Raw genomic sequence first — 20,032 nt, 5'->3', positions numbered from 1 at the left:
CGAATTTCTTGCCCTGGCTGAGCAGGTCGGGCTAAAGTCAACGGTTGAAAATTATACAATAGAGAATGTCAATCGTGCGCTTGAAGATATGAAATATAGTCGTTTTAATGGGGAGGCAGTATTACATTTGAAGTGATCCCATATTTGGGGTTGGCAGCAAAATAATAACCTTGAAAAAAGAGGCGTTTTATTGTGACATCTGTTACTTTTCGGCCTTGCCGAGCACCTGTATAATAATGGTGTTCTGAACTCATATATAGGAGAAAATATGACCGCAAAAATTATTGATGGCACAGCAATTGCCCAAAGTGTACGTGATGAAGTCAAAGAGAAGGTTGCAAAACGCGTCGCTGCTGGTAAACCACAACCTGGTTTGGCCACAGTTTTGGTTGGTGAACGTGTTGATTCGGCTGCTTATGTTCGCATGAAGCAAAAAGCTTGTGCCGACCTGGGGATGACATCCTTCCACCACCCACTTCCTGCGGATATCAGCCAGGAAGACCTTGAGAAATTGATCAAAGAATTGAATGCTGATCCAAAAGTGAATGGCATTCTGGTCCAGTTACCTTTGCCCGGCCACTTGGATGAAGAACGGGTTTTGCAGCTTATCAGCATAGAAAAAGATGTTGATGGTTTTTCACCCCTTAATATTGGTCGCTTGGCGCAAAAAGGTCGCGAGCCTTTGTTTGTACCTTGCACACCCTACGGCTGTATCTACCTGCTCAAGGAAGCTGGTGTTGAACTTTCAGGTGCAAATGCAGTAGTTCTGGGTCGTTCCAATATTGTGGGTATGCCCGCTGCTTTATTGCTGATCAAAGAAAACGCAACCGTGACAGTTGTTCACTCCCGGACAAAGAATATCGAAGAAGTTGTTCGTCGGGCGGATATCATTATTGCCGCAATAGGTATGATGGAGTTTGTGCGCGGCGATTGGGTTAAACCCGGTGCAGCGATCATTGATGTTGGCATCAATGAAAAACCCGATGAGACCAAGAAGCGTGGTTATCGTCTGGTGGGTGATGTCAATTTTGATGAGGCAAAAGATGTTGCTGGTCATATCACTCCGGTCCCCGGCGGTGTTGGCCCGATGACGATTGCCATGTTGATGGCAAATACCTTGCGTGCAGCTGAAATTCAACAAGATTAAATATAGCTAATCTTAAAATCAGAAACAGCCTCATCAAAAGATGGGGCTGTTTCTGATTTGTGGGGGGATTTTACCGGGATTATGATCTTTCAGGCAGATTCTAAATTATTCCTCTTCCTGATTATCTTTCAAACCCTTTGCTTTGCGTTTCAAATTCTTGAAATAATCTGTATTAGTGATTTCGGCTACTTCCTGGTCTCGTTTTACTGCGTCTATCACAATCCGCAATTCCTGGATCTCTTTCCGCAGACTCTGTTCCTGAATATATCCTTTCAGAGCGGCGCTAGCCAGAGATGAGAAGGACTCCATTAATTGTTGCAGGTTATTGTCAAAGGGGATCAGTGCTTTCTTTCTCGAATTCAAAGCATTAACCAGTTCTAATACACCGAGTATATTTCCTTCACTGTCCTTCAATGGAATGGTCAAAAAAGAAACTGACGCATATCCAGTGCGTTCATCGAAATCCTTCGTGTCAGAGAAGTCGAATTCATCATCCTTGTATGCATCTACAATATTGACCGTCTCGCCGGTTAGCGCCGCATATGTGGCAATATTATTGTGATTTGGTTCACCAGTGGTTTCATCATATAAGCTCAGTGATGGTAAAGAGATTTCTTTGCCACTTTTACCACCCATAGAAATATCAAGCATATCATTACGAACTACAGCGTACTCGAGTTGCTTGTCCTTGATCAAATATAGCGAACCGGAATTTGCGTTGCAAAATGATTTGGCTTCCAGCAACATTTTTTCCAATAAGCGACCAAAATCTTCTTCAGTGCTTAGTTCAACTCCGATGGGGATGACAATTTCCAACAAGCTGTCGGCGCGTTTCTTTTCAACACCAACTTGAATGAGTATTTTGCGTAATAAGCCGGTGACATATAGCCCGACGAGTGTAATTCCGCCAATTCCGAAGGCCGCTGCCAGAAAATCTCCACCAATCTCGAATGTTGAAAGTATTTTAAAGAGGGCGGTATAACCGACACCTGCCCCTAAACCGCTAAGAAGCAGAATGAGGCGGTTGGCTCTGTGTCGAAAATAGAATTGAGTGATTGCGATGCCGATGATGCCGGATGCTGTAGCATATATGAGCGAGACCGATACGGCCTGCACCACAATTAATTCAATATCATGTTCAGGAAGCAGAAGAAGGATAGTTCTTATATTTTCATATGCGGCATATCCAAGACCGGATGCAATCCCGTATACGGCCCCATCTATCAGGTTGTCAGATTTTTCGAGATAGATGACAATGAAAACACCCATAGAAACAAAACCAAGTTGGATCAAGGGGGAGATGACAATATTGATTGCCTGGTGGGTCAACCCCATCTCAAGCAGTTTTGGAACCAGCAGGGTAAATCCGCCAAAGCCAGCTGCCCCCCAGATCAGGCTCAGCAGCACCCAGCCAACATTACGACGGGTAAATAGGCCAAATATATACATGACCAGCATCACGATTGTGGGAATTCCTGCGCCAATAATTATTTCCATATTTTCCATCCGTAGTTTGAGAGTTTATCAATTATACCCGCAGACTTGCAGCATACATTTCCTCATAATTATTTTTCTTGACAATATATTAAATTGCCAGTATTATGAACTTGCTAATACTAGCAAGTAAAATATAATGTGAACTAAGCTATGCTTTGAAATAAAAGGAGTAAAGATGGTTGATCAAAATACGCCAACCAAAAAATTTCAAAAAGAGATGAACTCAGGCACGGCATCGCTGGTTTTATTAAGCGTGCTTTCGCAAAGCGAAATACCGATGTATGGCTATCAAATTGCCAAGTTGCTGGACGAAAACCGGAAGGATGCCCCCGCGATGAAGCAGGGCGCTTTATATCCTGTGCTGCGTTCGCTTGAAAAGAATGGTTTGCTTTCCAGTAAAGTCGAACCTTCGGTTTCGGGTCCACCACGCCGCTATTACACCATTGCTGCTGAAGGCCGCGAAGCACTCATGCTCTGGACTGAGATATGGAGCCAGATGAAAAATTTTGTTGATCATATTCTTGAAGGAGAAAGCCATGTTTAGTACCGTTGATGAATATCTCGATGCTCTAAAAGAAGAAATGCAGGGGGTCGATAGTGCCACCCAACAGGATGCTTTGGTTGATGCTGAAGAACATTTGCGCACCGCTTTGGAGACTGCATCTGAAGATCAGCCTGAAATGGACCCTGCTGATGCACTATCTGCCATCATTGAAGATTACGGGACACCTGAAGAAACTGCTGCTGCCTATGCGGAAGTGGAACGGCTCACTGCCCCCGCTTTGGCTGGGTCGGCCACCAAAAAACAACGATCTGGGCTGGGAGCTTTCTTTGCCATTTACGCTGATCCCAAGGCTTGGGGTGCGTTGCTTTATATGCTGATCGCCTTTGTGACTGGGATCATCTATTTCACCTGGGCTGTGACAGGGGTTTCCGTCTCGATCTCTTTTGCCATCTTTATCTTTGGATTGCCGGTTGCTTTGCTCTTCCTTTTGTCAGTCCGGGGCATCGCATGGCTGGAGGGACGTTTGGTCGAAGCATTATTGGGGGTGCGGATGCCACGACGATCACTACCCTCTCCGCAAAACACAAAACTGCTTGAGCGTATCAAGGCGCTCTTAACGGATAAGCACACCTGGTTCTCACTGATCTATATGGTCTTGCAGTTCGCCTTGGGAACGATATACTTTGTCGTTTTAGTCACGGTCTTTGCCATTTCTCTTTCGGGGATTGCCGTCCCGATTATTCAGGAGATTTTCGGCTTGCCCTTTGCTCAGGTAGGCAATTTTGACTATTTTATGCCCCATTGGGGATACCCCCTGACTGTATTAGCTGGTTTACTCTTATGGACAGTGACCTTGCATCTGGTCAAATGGGTGGGTGGATTACACGGACGTTTTGCGAAAGCGATGTTGGTAGCTGAACAGGGCTAAGTTTGCTGACAAGGAACCCGTTCCCTTCAAGGGAACGGGTTCCTTGGTTTAAATTACTTTGAGTTGGTTTTTTTGTCTGCTAGCTTATTCTTTCCGGATGTGTATACACATTAAAACGATGCCGTTTGGCGTAGCCAACCAGGGTGATCCCCTGTCTTTCGGCCAACTCAACTGACATCGAACTTGGCGAGGTCCGCGAGATGATCACCGATGCGCCCAACCGCAGGGATTTTTGCATCATATCCGAGCTGATGCGCCCGGTAGTCAGGATCACGGAACTTTCGAGTGCGATATCCTCCATTAGGGCAATGCCGGCGATTTTGTCGAGGGTATTATGCCGGCCGATATCTTCGGCAGATACAATGCTCTTTTCCCCATCAGAAAGCACCGAGGTGTGCACGCCGCCAGTTTGACGGTAAAGAGTTTGGTCGTTATCCAACATCCCCAGCAAGACGGGAATCTGCTCAGGGATGAGCTTCATGCCATTTAAATGGTGAACAGGCTCAATATCCACGTTTGGCTCGACGGAAGTCACCCCTCCAGTACAACCAGATGTATGTGTCCATTTGGTTGGTTTTTCGGCTGCATGATTTAACCAGACATCCACATTATCGCCATGCTCACAAACGCGCACATCGGCAACTTCACTGAAATCATTGATAATGCCTTCGTTAAAAAGGAAGCCGACAGCCAGGGCTTCCAGCTGGGTCGGAGTGCACATGAAGGTCAGCCAGGCGACACCGTTGACTGTCAGCGAAACAGGGGCTTCTGTGATCAGACTGGTATTGATTTCTTCGGTTTTTCCATTGTGATGGAATTGATATTTTACGGGGGAACTGGGTTCTTTCATTTTTTTTTTACCATTAAATTAGAAACTGATTATTTGAGGTCCACTGTCCTGGCTATACCAAACTGCCAACGATCTTAATGCAAGGGCGTGTAAAAACATCCTCATCATGAGGTGCATCGGCGATCTCCCCTGAAAGATCCTGACCTGGAAAATGCAGAATACGATGCATCTCTTTGCGCCAGTTGGGGCAATCGCTCACATCGTAAACTATGCCATCGTACGCGATCCACTTTTCATCCTGGATGTCGCCATTGAAACGGAGAAGTTCAGAAAGTGTAATCATTCTGTTGAGAGGTTCCATAGGCGTATTTTAGCACGCTACCCTTAAAATATGAGCGCTCTTGTTGAGCTTGTGGCATAATAAACCATCTTTAAAAATGAGGTGCAAATGATAGAACCAATTGTTATTGATGGGCAATCGCTGACTATCGAACAGGTCATTCATGTAGCTTATGGCGAATCGGGAAAGCCCAAAGTTCGTATCGATGATCATGCACAGAAACAAATTGAAAATTCAGCTGACGCTGTGCAAACTCTGCTGAAGCGCGGTGAAGTAGCGTATGGTATCACAACAGGATTTGGGGCGTTTAAGGATAAGGTTATCCCAATCGAAGACGTCAAGACCCTGCAAAAAAATATCGTGATGAGTCACGCAGTGGGGACGGGGGACCTGTACGACATCCCGACGACGCGGGCGATTATGCTGATTCGAGCAAATACGCTGGCGCGAGGGCATTCTGGTATCCGCCTCTCAACTTTGCAATTGTTGCTTGATATGTTAAATAAGGGTATTCATCCCACAATCCCTGAAAAAGGGTCACTTGGCGCAAGTGGGGATTTGGCGCCGCTTGCTCATATGGCCCTGGTGATGATCGGGATGGGTAAAGCCGAATTTCGGGGTGAGGTTTTTTCTGGCGCAGAGGCTTTAGAGAAAGCGGGTTTGAAATCAGTTGAATTAGCGGCAAAGGAGGGGTTGGCTCTAACGAACGGTACTTCGGTAATGTGCGCGCTGGGTACTTTGCTCGTTCATCAGTCCGAGCGTTTGATGGGGATTGCTGATGCAGCAGGAGCTTTGAGTTTGGAAGCACTAAACGGGACTCCGCTGGCTTTTGACGAACGTATTCATAATTTGCGCCCTTTTCCTCGACAAATTGATACGGCTGAAAATATGCGTGCCTTACTCAATGGCAGCGATTTTACGCGCGATTACGATCCTGCAAATATACAGGATGCCTATACTTTGCGCTGTATTCCCCAGGTACACGGTGCTACCCGGGATGCGATTGCCTATACGCGCTGGGTAATGGAAATTGAATTGAATTCAGTCACAGATAACCCGTTGATTTTTATAGATGAGAAGACAGATCAGATCACAGTTTTGTCCGGTGGAAATTTCCACGGTGAACCTCTGGCAATTGCGATGGATTATTTGGCGATTGCAATCACGGAGTTGGGCAATATTTCTGAACGCAGGATAATGCGCCTGACCGATGAGTGCAGCAACTCTCAAACACTTCCCGCCTTTTTGACTCAGGAGGGCGGATTGAATTCGGGATTCATGATTACACAATATACGGCGGCAGCTTTGGCTACGGAAAATAAGATCTTATCGCATCCCGCCAGTGTTGATAGTATTCCTACTTCGGCGAATGTTGAGGATCATGTCAGCATGGGGCTGACTGCCGGGCTGAAATTACGGCAGGTTGCCAGCAATGTCGAGCATATTTTAGCTACCGAGTTGATGGCTGCCGCGCAAGGGATCGATTTTCGCCGTCAGAAAGTTGGCGTAAATGCAAATCTGGGAAAAGGTACTGCGCCTATTTACACACGCATCCGGGAGGAAGTCCCCTTTATTGAAAAAGATACTGTTTTATATGAATATATCGCCGCGGTGAAAGAGTTGATATCCAGTGGCAAGTTAGATTATTTATAGAGCTGATTGATCAATGTCATCGTTCATTTTGTTAATAACGAGGTAATATGTCTAATCCAATTGTTGAATGCATCCCTAATTTTTCTGAAGCCCGCCGCCCTGAAGTGGTAGACCAAATCGTGGCCGCGGTGGAATCTGTGGCAGAAGTCAGCCTGCTCGACCGTTCATCAGACAACGATCATAATCGGACGGTTCTGACCTTCGCGGGGCCGCCAAAAGCTGTTGCTGAAGCTGCCTTTCGCGCTATAAAAACAGCCGGTCAGTTGATCAATATGGACGAGCATAGCGGCGAGCATCCCCGCATTGGAGCAACGGACGTGGTGCCTTTTGTTCCAATTTCTGATATGACCATGGACGAGTGCGTCGTTCTAGCAAAAGAGCTTGGGCAGCGTGTGGGGGATGACTTGCAAATCCCCGTTTATTTTTATGAATACGCAGCCACACGACCGGATCGAGTTAATTTGGAAAAAGTCCGTAAAGGTCAATATGAGGGAATAAAAGCTGAAGTCGGTACAAACCCGAACCGTGAGCCTGATACCGGGCCAAATAAAATCCCCTCGGCTGGAGCAACGGCGATCGGTGCCCGAGATCCGCTGGTGGCCTTCAACGTTTATCTGACCACTGACGATGTATCCATTGCGACGAATATTGCGAAAACAATCCGCCATTCTTCGGGTGGATTACGCTTTGTCAAGGGGATGGGCGTACTCGTCGATGGGCGTGCACAGGTCTCGATGAACCTGACCAATTTCCGCAAGACAACTGTTGCTCGTGTTGTGGAGATGATCCGTCGCGAGGCGCAACGTTATGGCGTCGCGATCCATCATAGTGAATTGGTTGGTCTGATCCCGCAGGAAGCGCTTGTGGATGCGGCCGTCTGGTATACCCAACTTGACCAGTTCGAGAAAGATCAAATTCTGGAAACACGGCTCTATGCCTCGCAAAAGAAAGCTGATTTTCTCGACGATCTTGCGGACGGGAATCCAACTCCCGGGGGTGGCTCGGCGGCTGCTTACTCTGCTGCGATGGGCGCGGGATTGGTCGCGATGGCGGCCCGTCTCTCAATCGGCAGGAAGAAATATGCCAAAGTCGAAGATGCAATGAAAGAAATTCTTGAAAAAGCCGAGTCTTTACGAGAAAAGCTTACCAGGGCTGTAGACGAAGATGCTGCCTCATTTACGGCAATCATGCAGGCTTTCAAACTTCCCAAAGAGAGTGATGAAGAAAAAACTGCCCGATCTCAGGCTATTCAGGATGCGACCCTTTATGCCACCAGGGTTCCCTTGCAGACGGCGCGTGATGCTGTATTTGTGATGGAGCTGGTCCTCAAGGTTGCCACAAAGGGGAATTCAAATGCCATCACTGATGGCGCTTCAGGTGCAGCGATGGCGCGTGCAGCGTTAACTTCGGCAGGCTACAACGTTCGGATTAACATTACTTCATTAAAGGATAAAGCTCAGGCTAATGCTATTTTGACGGAATTGATAGCCCTTGAAAACATTGCCGATGAAGTTGAAAAAGCTTTGAGGCAGGTGTTGATTGAGCGCGGCGGATTGAATTTCTAATGAGATATGGTTGGAGTTGGTTGATCTTCTTTGGAGCGATTATCTTATTGGTGTCTTGTACATCAATGCCTGCCCCTCAAACACCAACCGAAACCATAATTTCTGCAAAACCAATGCTGACAAAAACTCTCCTACCACCGACGTTCGCGCCACTTGGTGAACAAAGTCCGACGCCCACAATGATCCCCACAGCCACACCAATCCCTTGCGATGCTTATCTCGAATTTTGCCTGGATGATGGTCATTTTTTACTCGAGCGCCCCATCGACGCAGCCTATCTTGATCAGATTGAGCGCGGCTACCGCTATGGCACAACTGTCGACGGGAAACGTGAGCCGCATCATGGCGTGGAGTTTTCAAATGCCAGCGGGACGCCGATTCTTGCTGCGGAGGCGGGAAAGGTGATCTTTGCGGCAGAGGATAAGCCGGCAATCTATTCTCCCTGGGAACGTTTTTATGGAAATTTGGTCGTTATTCAGCACGAACTTCCGGAAATAGCTGACCAAATCTATACGCTCTATGCCCATCTTTCAACGATCCAGGTTGAGGAGGGGGATCTTGTTCAGACCGGAGAGCAGATCGGCGAGGTCGGAATGTCGGGAGGGGCAATCGGAAGTCATCTCCATTTTGAAGTCCGCGTGGGAGGGAAGACCTATACCGATACGCGTAACCCCGAGTTATGGTTGAAGCAGTTGGATGAGAATCAGGGCGCGATTGTGGGACGCGTAGTCAATCAGGATGGAAAGCTGATCCGGATTCCGCTTTTCGTGGATAAGGTTGAAAGTGCAGATTCCACATTGGAAAGGGTAGCAAGCCTGGAGGCGTATGCCCCGGAAGATCACCCGGTTGGTGTAGACGATTTTTGGGATGAGACGCATGCCATTGCCGGACTGCCCGCCGGAGAATATCGCCTTAGCTTCTCTTATGCAGGGCAATATTGGGAACGTTTTGTCGAAGTCCGCCAGGCCAAAGTGACGGCGGTTTATTTTATAATTGAATGAGGAGAAAAAATGGGACTAAAACCAGATCATTGGATCCGTAAAACAGCAGTTGAGCAGCAGATGATCGAACCTTTTGTAGAAAATCAGGTGCGCGATGGTGTGATTTCTTATGGCGTTTCGTCATATGGTTATGATATTCGCGTTGCCGATGAATTTATGATTTTTACAAATGTATATTCTGCTGTCGTCGACCCGAAAAATTTTGACCCCAAATCAATGGTCGAGTTTCAGGGGGATGTTTGCATCATCCCACCGAACTCTTTTGCTTTGGCGCGCTCCGTGGAATATTTCCGTATTCCGCGCGGGGTGTTGACGATCTGTCTTGGTAAGTCAACTTACGCGCGCTGTGGCATCATCGTCAACGTGACACCATTTGAGCCAGAATGGGAAGGTTTTGTGACGCTCGAGATCTCGAATACCACCCAGTTACCGGCGAAAATATATGCCAATGAAGGTTTGGCTCAAGTCTTGTTTTTTGAAGCAGATGAGGAATGCGAAATCTCCTATGCGGATAAAAAAGGGAAATATCAGAAACAAAAATCTATTGTGCTGCCAAAACTATAATCACGAATGATACGGATTTATCGAATGGCGCGAATGCCCCTCTCCCAGTTTTGGACGCAATCTTCTTGATGGAGAAATGATGCCTTACGAAGGAATATTAAAAGAATACGGCCATTTATTGGATCTGCCTGCCCATACGCTACCGGTGGCTTTGTTAGAGGGGAATACCCCCCTGATCCCAATGCCAAGATTGGCCCGCGAATTGGGGGCTGCGGAAATATTTATCAAATATGAGGGGTTGAACCCGACGGGATCCTTTAAAGATCGTGGGATGACGGCTGCAATCAGTGAGGCGGTAGGGCGTGGAGTCAAGACCGTTATCTGTGCTTCGACGGGGAATACCGCGGCTTCGGCGGCAGCCTACGCGGCACGCGCTGGACTACGGGCTGTGGTGCTGATTCCCGAGGGGAAGGTTGCAGCCGGGAAATTGGCCGGGGCTATCGCCTACGGCGCGCAAGTGATTCAGATCGAAGGCTCATTTGATGATGCGCTTTCGATGGTGGTTGAAATCACCAAACGGACGCCGCTGGCCTTGGTCAACTCGATCAATCCCTACAGGATTGAAGGACAAAAGAGTGGGGCCTTCGAGATTTGCGATGTATTGGGTGATGCGCCTGATTGGCATTGTCTGCCTGTTGGCAATGCTGGGAATATCACTGCTTATTGGGCAGGATATCAGCAATATGCCAAAATTAAGGGGACGCGTCTTCCGCAGATTTTGGGCGTTCAAGCAGCAGGGTCCGCTCCGCTGGTTTTGGGACATCCCGTTGAGCAGCCGGAGACGATTGCGACCGCGATCCGGATCGGAAAGCCGGCGCGAGGCGAGCAGGCCTTGGAAGCTGCTGAAGAATCCCGAGGACGTATTATTGCTGCAAGTGATGATGAAATCCTCGCGGCACAGCGTTTATTGGCGAGTGAGGGTGTTTGGGTGGAACCTGCGTCTGCGGCAGGGTTGGCCGGTTTGAAAGCGGAGATTGAAGCTGGAAAATTTGATCCCAATGGAAAACAAATTGTGATTGTCTGTACCGGGCATGGGATGAAGGATCCTGGCATTATTGCCGATTCTATGCCGACACCGAAGTTGATCCCGGCAGAGTTGGGGGCGTTGGAGAAGTTGCTGGGGGTGTAAGGCCAGGATATTGAACGAAAATAATATATAAAAGAGAAGAACCCGTTTCCTTCAAGGAAACGGGTTCTTTGCATGTTAAACGGAAGCAAGCGTAATTTACACCCTCCGCTATGCTTCGTGTGCAGGTGCTTGTTTCGCTTTATCGAAGGCTTTGACATCTGCGATAGCCTTATCCACTTTGACGAAGGGGAGCAAAATCAAGCCCATCACGAAGAAGAAGATCAAGGAAAGAATCGCTGGACGCAAGCTGCCAAATAGCTGGTTGGCAAGCCCGAAGACGAGCGGTCCGATCCAGGAGGTGCCTCGTTCGCTGATCTCGTAAAAGGAATAATATTCAGCTTCCTGTCCATCAGGGATCATTTGGGCGAAGAGGCTGCGACTGATGGCTTGTGATCCACCCATGACCAGGGCAATAAATACGCCGAGAATAAAGAACTCAGTGACCACATTTTCACCATAAAGTCCGCCATAAGCATAGATAACCACACCTGACCAAATGACGAGGCTGAGAACGACAGATTGCTTTGCTCCCATCCATTTGGCGAGTTTGCCCCAGAGCAGTGCGCCTGCAAAGGCAACAAATTGGATCATCAGGATGACGGAGGTCAGCGTTTCCGTTTTTAATTCCAGCCCACCCTGGAGGAGGGGCGCAGCAGCGAAGGTGGAAGAAACGGCGATGACGGTTTGAATGCCATCATTGTACAGAAAATAAGCCAGGAGGAATTTGAGCGTTTCGGGGAAATTCTTGATCTCTTTGATTGTTTTTCCAAGTTGCTTAAACCCGACATTTAGATAAGTCTTGTTTTCGGGGAGGGCGCGGGCGGAGCCGCGGGAGCGCAGCCTTTTCCAGGTGACGAAGGAAAATCCCAGCCACCAGATGCCTGCCGAGGCGAGATTGATGCGAATGGCAAGCTCAGTAGGAACACCGATATCTTCACTAAAAATAAAGAAAGCAAGGTTGAGGGCAAGGAGTATTCCACCGCCAAGATAGCCCATCGCCCAGCCATAGGAGGAGACTCTGTCTCTTTCGTCCTCGCTGGCAATATCGGGAAGATAGGCGTTATAAAAGACGATCGCCGCGCCAAATGCGAGGTTTGCCACCACATAAAGCACGCCTCCCAGCCACCAGAGCGAACCCGTAACGAAAAAGAGCAAAATGGTTGCGACTGCACCGATCGTGGCGAAAACACGCATCATCTGTTTCCGCATATGTGAGTAATCAGCAATGGCGCCAAGAATCGGCAGGAAGAGCACCTGCATCAATACTGAGAAGGAGATGGCGTAAGGGAGAAAAGAGTCTGGGGCAATGGGAATTCCCAGGAAGGAAACGGTTTCTGTTCCTGCGGCTTCAGCCGCGCTGCGGGCGAGGGCAGCTACATATGGAGCGAGGAATACCGTCCCTACGGTAGTGCTAAAGGCAGAGTTTGCCCAATCGTACATTCCCCAGCCAAAAATTTCACGTTTATCGTTTACTTGCGGTGATTCATGAGATGACATATTGCCTCCTGTGGCGAAAATAACCTTGCACAAAACAACCCGTTTTTTATATCTAAGTTGCGAGAAGCGTGGTAGAATCTGCGCGTATAGCTTAGTTATTGTAGCTGAGAAAATGGGAGAGTGGGTTAGTAAAATTGCTCCAATAAGTACTTGACTGAAACAGGAACTCTCGTTTATAATCCAAGATTGCTTGTCCCACTAGAAGTGGGGCGGTATTGATTTAATCGCATATCCAAAACAACGATCAGGAGAGTCGAATGGCAACTGCTTTGCCTAAAAAAAGTTACGCGCGTATCCCTGTCACGCTCGATCTTCCGAATCTTATTGAAGTCCAAATTGAATCCTTCAAACGCCTAAAAAGCGATGGTCTTGAGAGTCTTTTTCGTGAGATCTCCCCAATTGAATCTTATAACAAGAAAATGCAACTCTACTTTCCCGGCCAGGGTGCCGAAGCGAAAGAGTGGGGATTGAAATATTGGTTTGAAGAACCAAAATACTCCATAGATGAGTGCATTGAACGCGATCTCACCTATTCCAGTCCTTTATATATATCTGTTCTTTTAGCGGGGAAGGATGTTCCTGAGCCGATCAAACAGGATATCTTTATCGGTGATTTTCCCGAAATGACTAATAAGGGAACTTTCATTATCAATGGGACGGAGCGTGTGGTCGTTTCACAGTTGATTCGTTCCCCGGGGGTTTATTTTGAAGCCAACCCTGATCGCGCCACTGGACGTCTACTTGCAACTGCTAAATCGATTCCTGATCGCGGTGCGTGGATGGAATTTGAGACCCGCAAAAGCGATTATATTATCCTGAAGTTTAATCGTAAACGCACTGTGCCGATCACCGTTTTCTTGCGTGCTTTAGCTGCTGTTGACGATGGTCGCCCGGATTCCCCTCTACAGACAGGCTCTGATGAAGAAATCATGGCGCTCTTTTCAGATGTGGATACCAACCCGGAGCGGATGTATATCGCCTCCACACTGAGGCAGGAACCAGAGTGGGATGCCGAAGGCAAGCTGAGTATCGCGGAAGCATCATTGATCGAGTTCTTTAAACGGATGCGTCCCGGAGATCCCGCCACACTTGAAAATGCACGGAATTTCCTCGAGGAGCAACTTTTTGATCAGCGTCATTATGATCTCGAACGTGTTGGTCGTTATAAGTTAAATCAGAAATTGAATCTGGATGTTCCCATTGCGCACCGAAATATTACCAAGATGGATATTATCCGTTTGGTGCGCAGAATGATTTTGATCAATAACGGGATTGAGCGAAAAGATGATATTGATCACCTTGGCAATCGCCGCGTGAAAACAGTGGGTGAGTTGATTCAAAACAAGCTGCGGATCGGATTGCGCAGAATGGAGCGTGTGATCAAAGAGCGAATGTCCATTCGCGATCAAGATCAACTTTCACCAATGTCTTTGGTTAATATCCGCCCGGTGGTTGCTTCTTTGCGTGAATTCTTTGGCTCAAGTCAGTTATCACAATTTATGGATCAGACCAACCCGCTTTCAGAATTGCGTCATAAACGTACGCTCTCTGCATTAGGACCTGGCGGTTTGCGCCGTGAACGAGCGGGTTTCGATGTTCGTGATGTTCATCACTCGCATTATGGGCGAATATGTCCGATTGAAACCCCAGAAGGTCCAAATATTGGTTTGATCGGTCGTTTGGCATCTTTTGCACGTGTCAATGAATATGGCTTTATTGAAACTCCGTATCGTAAAGTAATTAGAACTCTTGCTAGCGACGACTCCGCTCTTGAAGGGCGTGCTCTTCGAGGCGATTTACTGGATAATAAAGATGCGCTTCTATTTAAAGATGGCGAGCGGATCACTGCTGACATGCTCAAAAATATCGCAAAGCTGAAAAAAGATATCCCTGTGATCCCATTCGTTTCTTCAACAGAGATCGAATATCTCTCAGCAGATACAGAAGATAAATATATTATTGGGCAGGCAAATGCGCCCTTGGATATTCAAGATGAGTTTGTTCGTAGGCGCATTTCTTCCCGCAATCACTCTGGATTTTTGTTTGCTTCCCCAGAAAAAGTGGATTATATGGATGTTGCCCCGCACCAGATCGTTGGTATTAGTGCGGCTTTGATCCCCTTCCTTGAGCATGATGATGCAAACCGCGCTCTGATGGGTTCAAATATGATGGCGCAAGCCGTCCCATTGTTGCGCCCTGAAATTCCGCTTGTTTCAACCGGAATGGAATACAGCGCAGCTTTGGATTCTGGCCAAGTTATTGTTGCTGAAAAAGAAGGTGAAGTCGCTTCGGTGACAGGAAGCCAAATTATCATCCGTGAAAAAGATGGTGGAATGCGCAATTACCAAATGCAGAAATACCAGCGCTCCAATCAAAGCACTTGTATCGATCAGCGTCCGGCAGTTGTCAAAGGGCAAATAGTTGGCAAAGGCGATATTATTGCTGACTCCTCATCTACAGATGCGGGCGAATTGGCCCTTGGCCAGAACGCCGTTGTGGCTTTCCTTTCATGGGAGGGTGGCAACTTTGAAGATGCGATCCTGGTTTCAGAGCGGATGGTACAAGATGACCGCTTTACTTCTGTCCATGTTGAGAAACATGAGGTTGAAGCCCGAGACACAAAACTGGGCGCAGAAGAAATTACCCGTGATATTCCCAATGTTGGTGAGGACGCGCTTAAAGATCTCGACGAAAATGGCATCATTCGGATTGGGGCTGAAGTAGAGCCGAATGATATTTTAGTAGGAAAGATCACGCCGAAAGGTGAAAAAGAACTCACCCCTGAAGAGCGATTGCTTCGTGCTATTTTTGGTGAGAAATCAAGGGATGTCAAAGATACCTCCCTGCGGATGCCTCATGGTGAACGTGGCAAAGTTGTGGATGTAAAGGTCTTTACCCGCGAGGAAAACTCTGATCTAAAAGCCGGTGTGGATATGATGGTGCGTGTGTCTGTGGCGCAGCGTCGCAAGATCACATCTGGAGATAAGATGGCTGGGCGTCATGGGAATAAAGGTGTGGTCTCACGCATTGTTCCGGTTGAGGATATGCCCTTCCTTGAAGATGGCACGCCAGTCGATATCATCCTGAATCCGCTTGGTGTTCCCGCCCGTATGAATATTGGTCAGGTACTCGAAGTCCACATGGGTTGGGCGGCCAAACGAATGGGATATAGAGCTGTCATCCCTGTATTTGATGGAGCTACTGAAGCTGAAATCGAAGCCGAGCTCGGTCGCGCATGGCTTATCGATCAGGCCTGGAAGGAAACAGCTGAAACTGCATGGGCCTGGCTCAACGAACAGGAATATGATCCGGAGATGATTGAAGATGATCACGAAGTTCGTCGCCTTTATCTTGAGGGTTGGCTTGGTGAACGCGATTACGACATTTTCAAAATTGCAACGGATGAAACCTATGCTCGTCGCGCAACAGCTGATGAGTGGCTGCGTGATCGCGGCTTTGATCCAGAGACGATTTTCTCACCTGATGTCGTAGTGAATTATCGTCGTACAACGGAACGTGATGAAAACGCAATTAGTGCCTGTCAGCGTTTGTGGCTAGAAGCCCAGGGCTATACCAAGAATATTTCTGATGAAAACCTCGCCAAGAAGGCGCAGGAAATCATGCTAAAAACAGGGGTGCCAATCCCAACTCTGGGCAAACAGGTTCTGCGTGATGGGAAGACTGGAAAACGTTACGATCAGCCGGTTACAGTTGGCGTTATGACCGTTCTTAAGTTGCACCATCTGGTTGAAGATAAAGTTCACGCCCGTTCTACAGGACCATACAGCCTGGTAACTCAACAGCCTCTGGGTGGTAAGGCGCAATTCGGTGGCCAGCGTTTTGGTGAAATGGAAGTATGGGCGTTAGAAGCTTATGGTGCTGCCCATATTTTGCAGGAAATGTTGACAGTGAAATCAGATGATGTCATTGGGCGTGTCAATACCTATGAAGCTATAGTCAAAGGCGAGCCGATGGAAGATCCTGGTCTGCCCGCATCCTTCCGGGTATTGGTGAAAGAACTGCAGAGTCTTGGTTTGGCTGTTGAGGCGATAGACGAAACAGGTGATGTCATTAAATTTGGAAAAGATGAAGCTAAAATGCGTCCCCCCAGACTGGGGACAGGCTTGATGTCTATCGGTAAGCCAACCGATAATTTCTGAGAGAGAATCTCTTGACGGTACCAGCAGTGCGTGATAAAATCATTTTTCGTTGCCTAAAAAGACGCGAATTTCCTTCCCGCTGATAAAAAAATGAGGCCATCATAGTGTATTGATGGTCTCATTTGTTGGCAAAACGTTTTTTTTGGACTAGATTACAATTTTATTTGGAGGCTAACGTGCCCACAATTAACCAATTGGTCCGCAAGGGTCGCAGCAGTAAAAAAGCAAAAAGCACAGCCCCGGCTTTGCTTTATACCTATAACTCGATGAAACAACGTCGGGTTCGTCAGCCACAGGGTGCGCCGCAAAAACGAGGTGTCTGTACTATTGTTCGAACAATGACGCCTAAAAAACCTAACTCAGCCTTGCGCAAGATCGCCCGTGTTCGTTTGACGAACGGTCTTGAAGTAACAGCATATATCCCTGGGGAAGGTCACCAACTGCAGGAGCACTCAGTTGTTTTGGTGCGCGGCGGTCGTGTTAAGGATCTGCCAGGTGTTCGCTATCATATTGTGCGTGGTTCTTTAGATACAACTGGTGTTGGCGATCGCCGCCAAGGCCGTTCGAAATACGGCTCCAAACGGCCGAAGTAAATAGTTTAATGGAGTATTATCATGCGACGATCTAGACCCGAAAAACGAAAACTTTCCCCCGATTTACGCTATAACAGTTTGCGCGTACAGACTGTCATTCACCATGTTTTAAAGCGCGGCAAGAAAAGCACTGCGATAAAGCTGGTATATGACACCATGGATTTACTTGGCGAAAACTCCGGAAAAGAACCTCTTGAGGTTTTTGAAACTGCGTTGACCAAGGTATCTCCTCGTATGGAAGTGCGCCCACGTCGAGTGGGTGGTGCTACATATCAGGTGCCGATGGATGTTACCCCTGAGCGTCGTCTTGCATTGGCAATTCGATGGCTTTTGGGCGCCACCCGTGCCCGCAAAGGGAAATCTTTCCCTGAGAATTTCGCAGCAGAATTGTTGGATGCCTATAACGAAACCGGGGCAGCTATACGTAAACGCGACGAAACACATAAAATGGCAGAGGCCAATCGCGCCTTTTCTCATTACCGTTCATAATTATATAAAGGTATATACGAAATGGCACGCGCTTATCCTCTGGAGCAGTATCGTAATATTGGTGTTATTGCCCATATTGATGCTGGTAAAACAACAGTAACAGAAAGAATTCTGTTTTATACAGGCAAAACACACCGAATTGGTTCAGTGGATGATGGGACAACCGTTACCGATTGGATGGACCAGGAACGTGAACGGGGAATCACCATTGTCTCTGCGGCAGTTTCCGCAGAGTGGAAGGGTTATCAAGTTAATATTATTGATACGCCTGGACATATTGACTTTACAGCAGAAGTACAACGTTCTTTGCGTGTTCTTGATGGCGGCGTCATTATTTTTGATGCTGTTCAAGGCGTAGAACCGCAAAGTGAAACTGTTTGGCGTCAAGCAGATCGTTATGGTGTGCCGCGTCTTTGCTTTATTAATAAAATGGATCGAGCTGGTGCTTCTTTTGAACGCACCCTTGATATGGTTCGGAAACGTTTGGGGGCTAATCCAATTCCCCTGCAGGTTCCGATTGGTAGTGAGGCAGAATTCAAAGGTGTAGTTGATCTCCTGGAGATGAACGCAATCATCTTTGAAGATGAGTTGGGCGCAACCCCGCAGGTCGTCGAGATTCCGGCTGAGATGCGAGAGCAAGTTGAAGCCGCTCGCGAAACACTTGTCGAAAAAGTTGCCGAACTTGACGATGATCTTACCTCCAAATATCTTGAGGGTGAGGAGATCAGCGTCCAAGAACTTAAAGCTGCTATTCGCAAAGCAGTTATTGCGAATGAGGCTACCCCAGCGTTTTGTGGTACTGCCTTGAAAAATAAGGGTGTTCAACCTCTTCTTGATGCAATTATTGATTACCTTCCTTCGCCAGCGGATATCCCTCCGGTTGAAGGCGTATCGCCTGATGACGAAGAAGAAATCATTACGTTGCCCGCGGATGACGATGCTCCCCTGAGTGCGCTCATCTTTAAGATTGTGACTGACCCTTACGTAGGACGACTGGCATATTTTCGTGTCTATTCAGGGGTGCTAAAGCAAGGACAGACGCTCAATAATACGACAAAGGGACTGCGTGAACGGATCGGACGTTTGATTCGGATGTACGCAGATCGTCGTGAAGATGTAACCGAAGTGCGCGCAGGTGATATCGCCGCAGTTTTGGGGCTGAAGAGCACTTTTACCGGTGACACACTTTGTGATAACAAAAAAGTTGTTCTTGAAAATATTACCTTCCCTGATCCTGTGATCTCTGTGGCGATTGAGCCAAAGACACTTGCAGACCAGGAGAAAATGGCAAACGCTTTACACAAGCTGTCCGAAGAAGATCCCACCTTCCGTGTTCGTAAGGATGAAGATACAGGTCAAACGATCATTTCGGGAATGGGCGAGTTGCACCTTGATGTGCTGGTTAATCGGATGTTGCGTGAGTTCAAAGTGCAGGCAAATATTGGTCGTCCACGTGTGGCTTACCATGAGTCGATTACCAAAACTGTTGAAAAGATAGATTATCGCCACGTAAAACAAAGTGGTGGCCATGGTCAGTATGCACATGTGATCTTGAGTATGGAGCCAGGTGAACGGGGTAGCGGCATCGAATTTGAGGATAAGATATTCGGTGGGACTATTCCGCGAGAGTATATCCCTGCGGTTAAAAAGGGTGTTTTGGGAGCGGCAGACAGTGGAGTATTAGCAGGCTACCCAGTCACTGACGTGAAGGTGACTCTAATTGACGGCTCATTTCATGAAGTTGATTCAAGTGAAATGGCATTCAAAACAGCTGGGTCCATGGCTTTTCGCGAAGGTGTTCGTAAAGGCAGCCCAGTTTTGCTTGAGCCAATGATGAAAGTTGAGGTTGTTGTTCCTGAAGAATATCTTGGCGATATAATGGGACAACTCAATAGTCGCCGCGGAAATATTCTGGGAATGGAAATGCGCCCCGGAAATGCTCAGGCAATCCGTGCAATGGTGCCTCTGGCAGAAATGTTTGGATATGCAACTGACTTGCGTTCTGGAACCAAAGGACGCGGTGTTTTCTCAATGGAATTTGACCATTACTCGCCAGTTTCGGCAAAGGTAATGGAAGAAATACTGAAGTAATAATCTGAATTATTCTTTTTCATAATACAAGGAGAAAGAGATGGCAAAGGAAAAGTTTGATCGATCAAAACCGCACGTGAATG

At 47.5% G+C, this 20,032-nt stretch carries 16 protein-coding genes; 12 read left to right on the top strand and 4 right to left on the bottom strand.

Features of this window, described 5'->3' with window-relative positions; all coding sequences use genetic code 11:
- Positions 1 to 268 precede the first annotated feature (268 nt).
- On the top strand, positions 269 to 1,147 hold the full coding sequence (folD, locus tag AC3DOM_RS05300; protein WP_487917984.1) for a bifunctional methylenetetrahydrofolate dehydrogenase/methenyltetrahydrofolate cyclohydrolase FolD: 879 nt from the start codon (positions 269 to 271) through the stop codon (positions 1,145 to 1,147).
- A 105-nt stretch (positions 1,148 to 1,252) separates the two neighbouring features.
- Here folD and AC3DOM_RS05295 read toward each other — a convergent pair whose 3' ends face one another.
- Positions 1,253 to 2,644 carry a GAF domain-containing protein gene (locus AC3DOM_RS05295; protein ID WP_487917983.1) on the bottom strand — a complete coding sequence of 464 codons (1,392 nt, stop codon included), beginning with the start codon at positions 2,642 to 2,644 and terminating at the stop codon, positions 1,253 to 1,255.
- A gap of 175 nt (positions 2,645 to 2,819) precedes the next feature.
- On the opposite strand from AC3DOM_RS05295, the gene AC3DOM_RS05290 reads away from it, so the two are divergent.
- Both AC3DOM_RS05290 and AC3DOM_RS05285 read left to right on the top strand, forming a co-directional pair.
- Complete coding sequence (locus tag AC3DOM_RS05290) at positions 2,820 to 3,188, top strand: PadR family transcriptional regulator (protein ID WP_487917982.1); 369 nt, start codon at positions 2,820 to 2,822, stop codon at positions 3,186 to 3,188.
- On the top strand, positions 3,181 to 4,077 hold the full coding sequence (locus AC3DOM_RS05285; RefSeq protein ID WP_487917981.1) for a sensor domain-containing protein: 897 nt from the start codon (positions 3,181 to 3,183) through the stop codon (positions 4,075 to 4,077). Before AC3DOM_RS05290 ends, AC3DOM_RS05285 begins: the two co-directional genes overlap by 8 nt.
- Before the next feature lie 79 nt (positions 4,078 to 4,156).
- Here AC3DOM_RS05285 and fdhD read toward each other — a convergent pair whose 3' ends face one another.
- Together fdhD and AC3DOM_RS05275 are read right to left on the bottom strand one after the other, a co-directional pair.
- Positions 4,157 to 4,927, bottom strand: a complete 771-nt coding sequence (fdhD, locus tag AC3DOM_RS05280) for a formate dehydrogenase accessory sulfurtransferase FdhD (RefSeq protein ID WP_487917980.1) — start codon at positions 4,925 to 4,927, stop codon at positions 4,157 to 4,159.
- A 52-nt stretch (positions 4,928 to 4,979) separates the two neighbouring features.
- On the bottom strand, positions 4,980 to 5,228 hold the full coding sequence (locus AC3DOM_RS05275) for a cytochrome b5 domain-containing protein (protein ID WP_487917979.1): 249 nt from the start codon (positions 5,226 to 5,228) through the stop codon (positions 4,980 to 4,982).
- Positions 5,229 to 5,315: 87 nt separating this feature from the next.
- Between AC3DOM_RS05275 and hutH the strand changes: the two genes are divergently transcribed.
- The 5 genes from hutH (at position 5,316) to thrC (ending at position 11,119) form a co-directional block, all read left to right on the top strand.
- Entirely contained in the window at positions 5,316 to 6,860 is a 1,545-nt protein-coding gene (hutH, locus tag AC3DOM_RS05270; protein ID WP_487917978.1) for a histidine ammonia-lyase, read from the top strand.
- 47 nt (positions 6,861 to 6,907) lie between these two features.
- The gene (gene ftcD / locus AC3DOM_RS05265; RefSeq protein WP_487917977.1) at positions 6,908 to 8,425 is read left to right on the top strand and encodes a glutamate formimidoyltransferase; all 1,518 of its coding nucleotides are present in this window, start codon (positions 6,908 to 6,910) and stop codon (positions 8,423 to 8,425) included.
- Complete coding sequence (locus tag AC3DOM_RS05260; RefSeq protein WP_487917976.1) at positions 8,425 to 9,426, top strand: M23 family metallopeptidase; 1,002 nt, start codon at positions 8,425 to 8,427, stop codon at positions 9,424 to 9,426. The genes ftcD and AC3DOM_RS05260 overlap by 1 nt, the downstream gene beginning before the upstream one ends.
- A gap of 9 nt (positions 9,427 to 9,435) precedes the next feature.
- Complete coding sequence (dcd, locus tag AC3DOM_RS05255; RefSeq protein WP_487917975.1) at positions 9,436 to 9,990, top strand: dCTP deaminase; 555 nt, start codon at positions 9,436 to 9,438, stop codon at positions 9,988 to 9,990.
- A gap of 79 nt (positions 9,991 to 10,069) precedes the next feature.
- The gene (thrC, locus tag AC3DOM_RS05250; RefSeq protein ID WP_487917974.1) at positions 10,070 to 11,119 is read left to right on the top strand and encodes a threonine synthase; all 1,050 of its coding nucleotides are present in this window, start codon (positions 10,070 to 10,072) and stop codon (positions 11,117 to 11,119) included.
- A gap of 108 nt (positions 11,120 to 11,227) precedes the next feature.
- On the opposite strand, the gene AC3DOM_RS05245 is transcribed toward thrC, so the two are convergent.
- Positions 11,228 to 12,616, bottom strand: coding sequence for an MFS transporter (locus AC3DOM_RS05245; RefSeq protein ID WP_487917973.1), 1,389 nt, complete (start codon positions 12,614 to 12,616; stop codon positions 11,228 to 11,230).
- 257 nt (positions 12,617 to 12,873) lie between these two features.
- Here AC3DOM_RS05245 and rpoB point away from each other — a divergent pair, with 257 nt between their 5' ends.
- From rpoB to fusA, 4 genes are all read left to right on the top strand, one after another.
- A complete protein-coding gene (gene rpoB / locus AC3DOM_RS05240) occupies positions 12,874 to 16,776 on the top strand; it encodes a DNA-directed RNA polymerase subunit beta (RefSeq protein ID WP_487917972.1) in 3,903 nt (1,300 codons plus the stop codon).
- Between the two features lie 176 nt (positions 16,777 to 16,952).
- On the top strand, positions 16,953 to 17,369 hold the full coding sequence (gene rpsL / locus AC3DOM_RS05235) for a 30S ribosomal protein S12 (protein ID WP_487917971.1): 417 nt from the start codon (positions 16,953 to 16,955) through the stop codon (positions 17,367 to 17,369).
- 18 nt (positions 17,370 to 17,387) lie between these two features.
- A complete protein-coding gene (rpsG, locus tag AC3DOM_RS05230) occupies positions 17,388 to 17,858 on the top strand; it encodes a 30S ribosomal protein S7 (protein ID WP_487917985.1) in 471 nt (156 codons plus the stop codon).
- A 21-nt stretch (positions 17,859 to 17,879) separates the two neighbouring features.
- Positions 17,880 to 19,949, top strand: a complete 2,070-nt coding sequence (gene fusA, locus AC3DOM_RS05225; protein WP_487917970.1) for an elongation factor G — start codon at positions 17,880 to 17,882, stop codon at positions 19,947 to 19,949.
- The last annotated feature ends 83 nt before the right edge of the window (positions 19,950 to 20,032 follow it).

The organism is Candidatus Desulfolinea nitratireducens (genome assembly GCF_982879505.1).
Note: the sequence above shows the minus strand (reverse complement) of the source record. Positions and strands in the feature narration are given on the sequence as shown.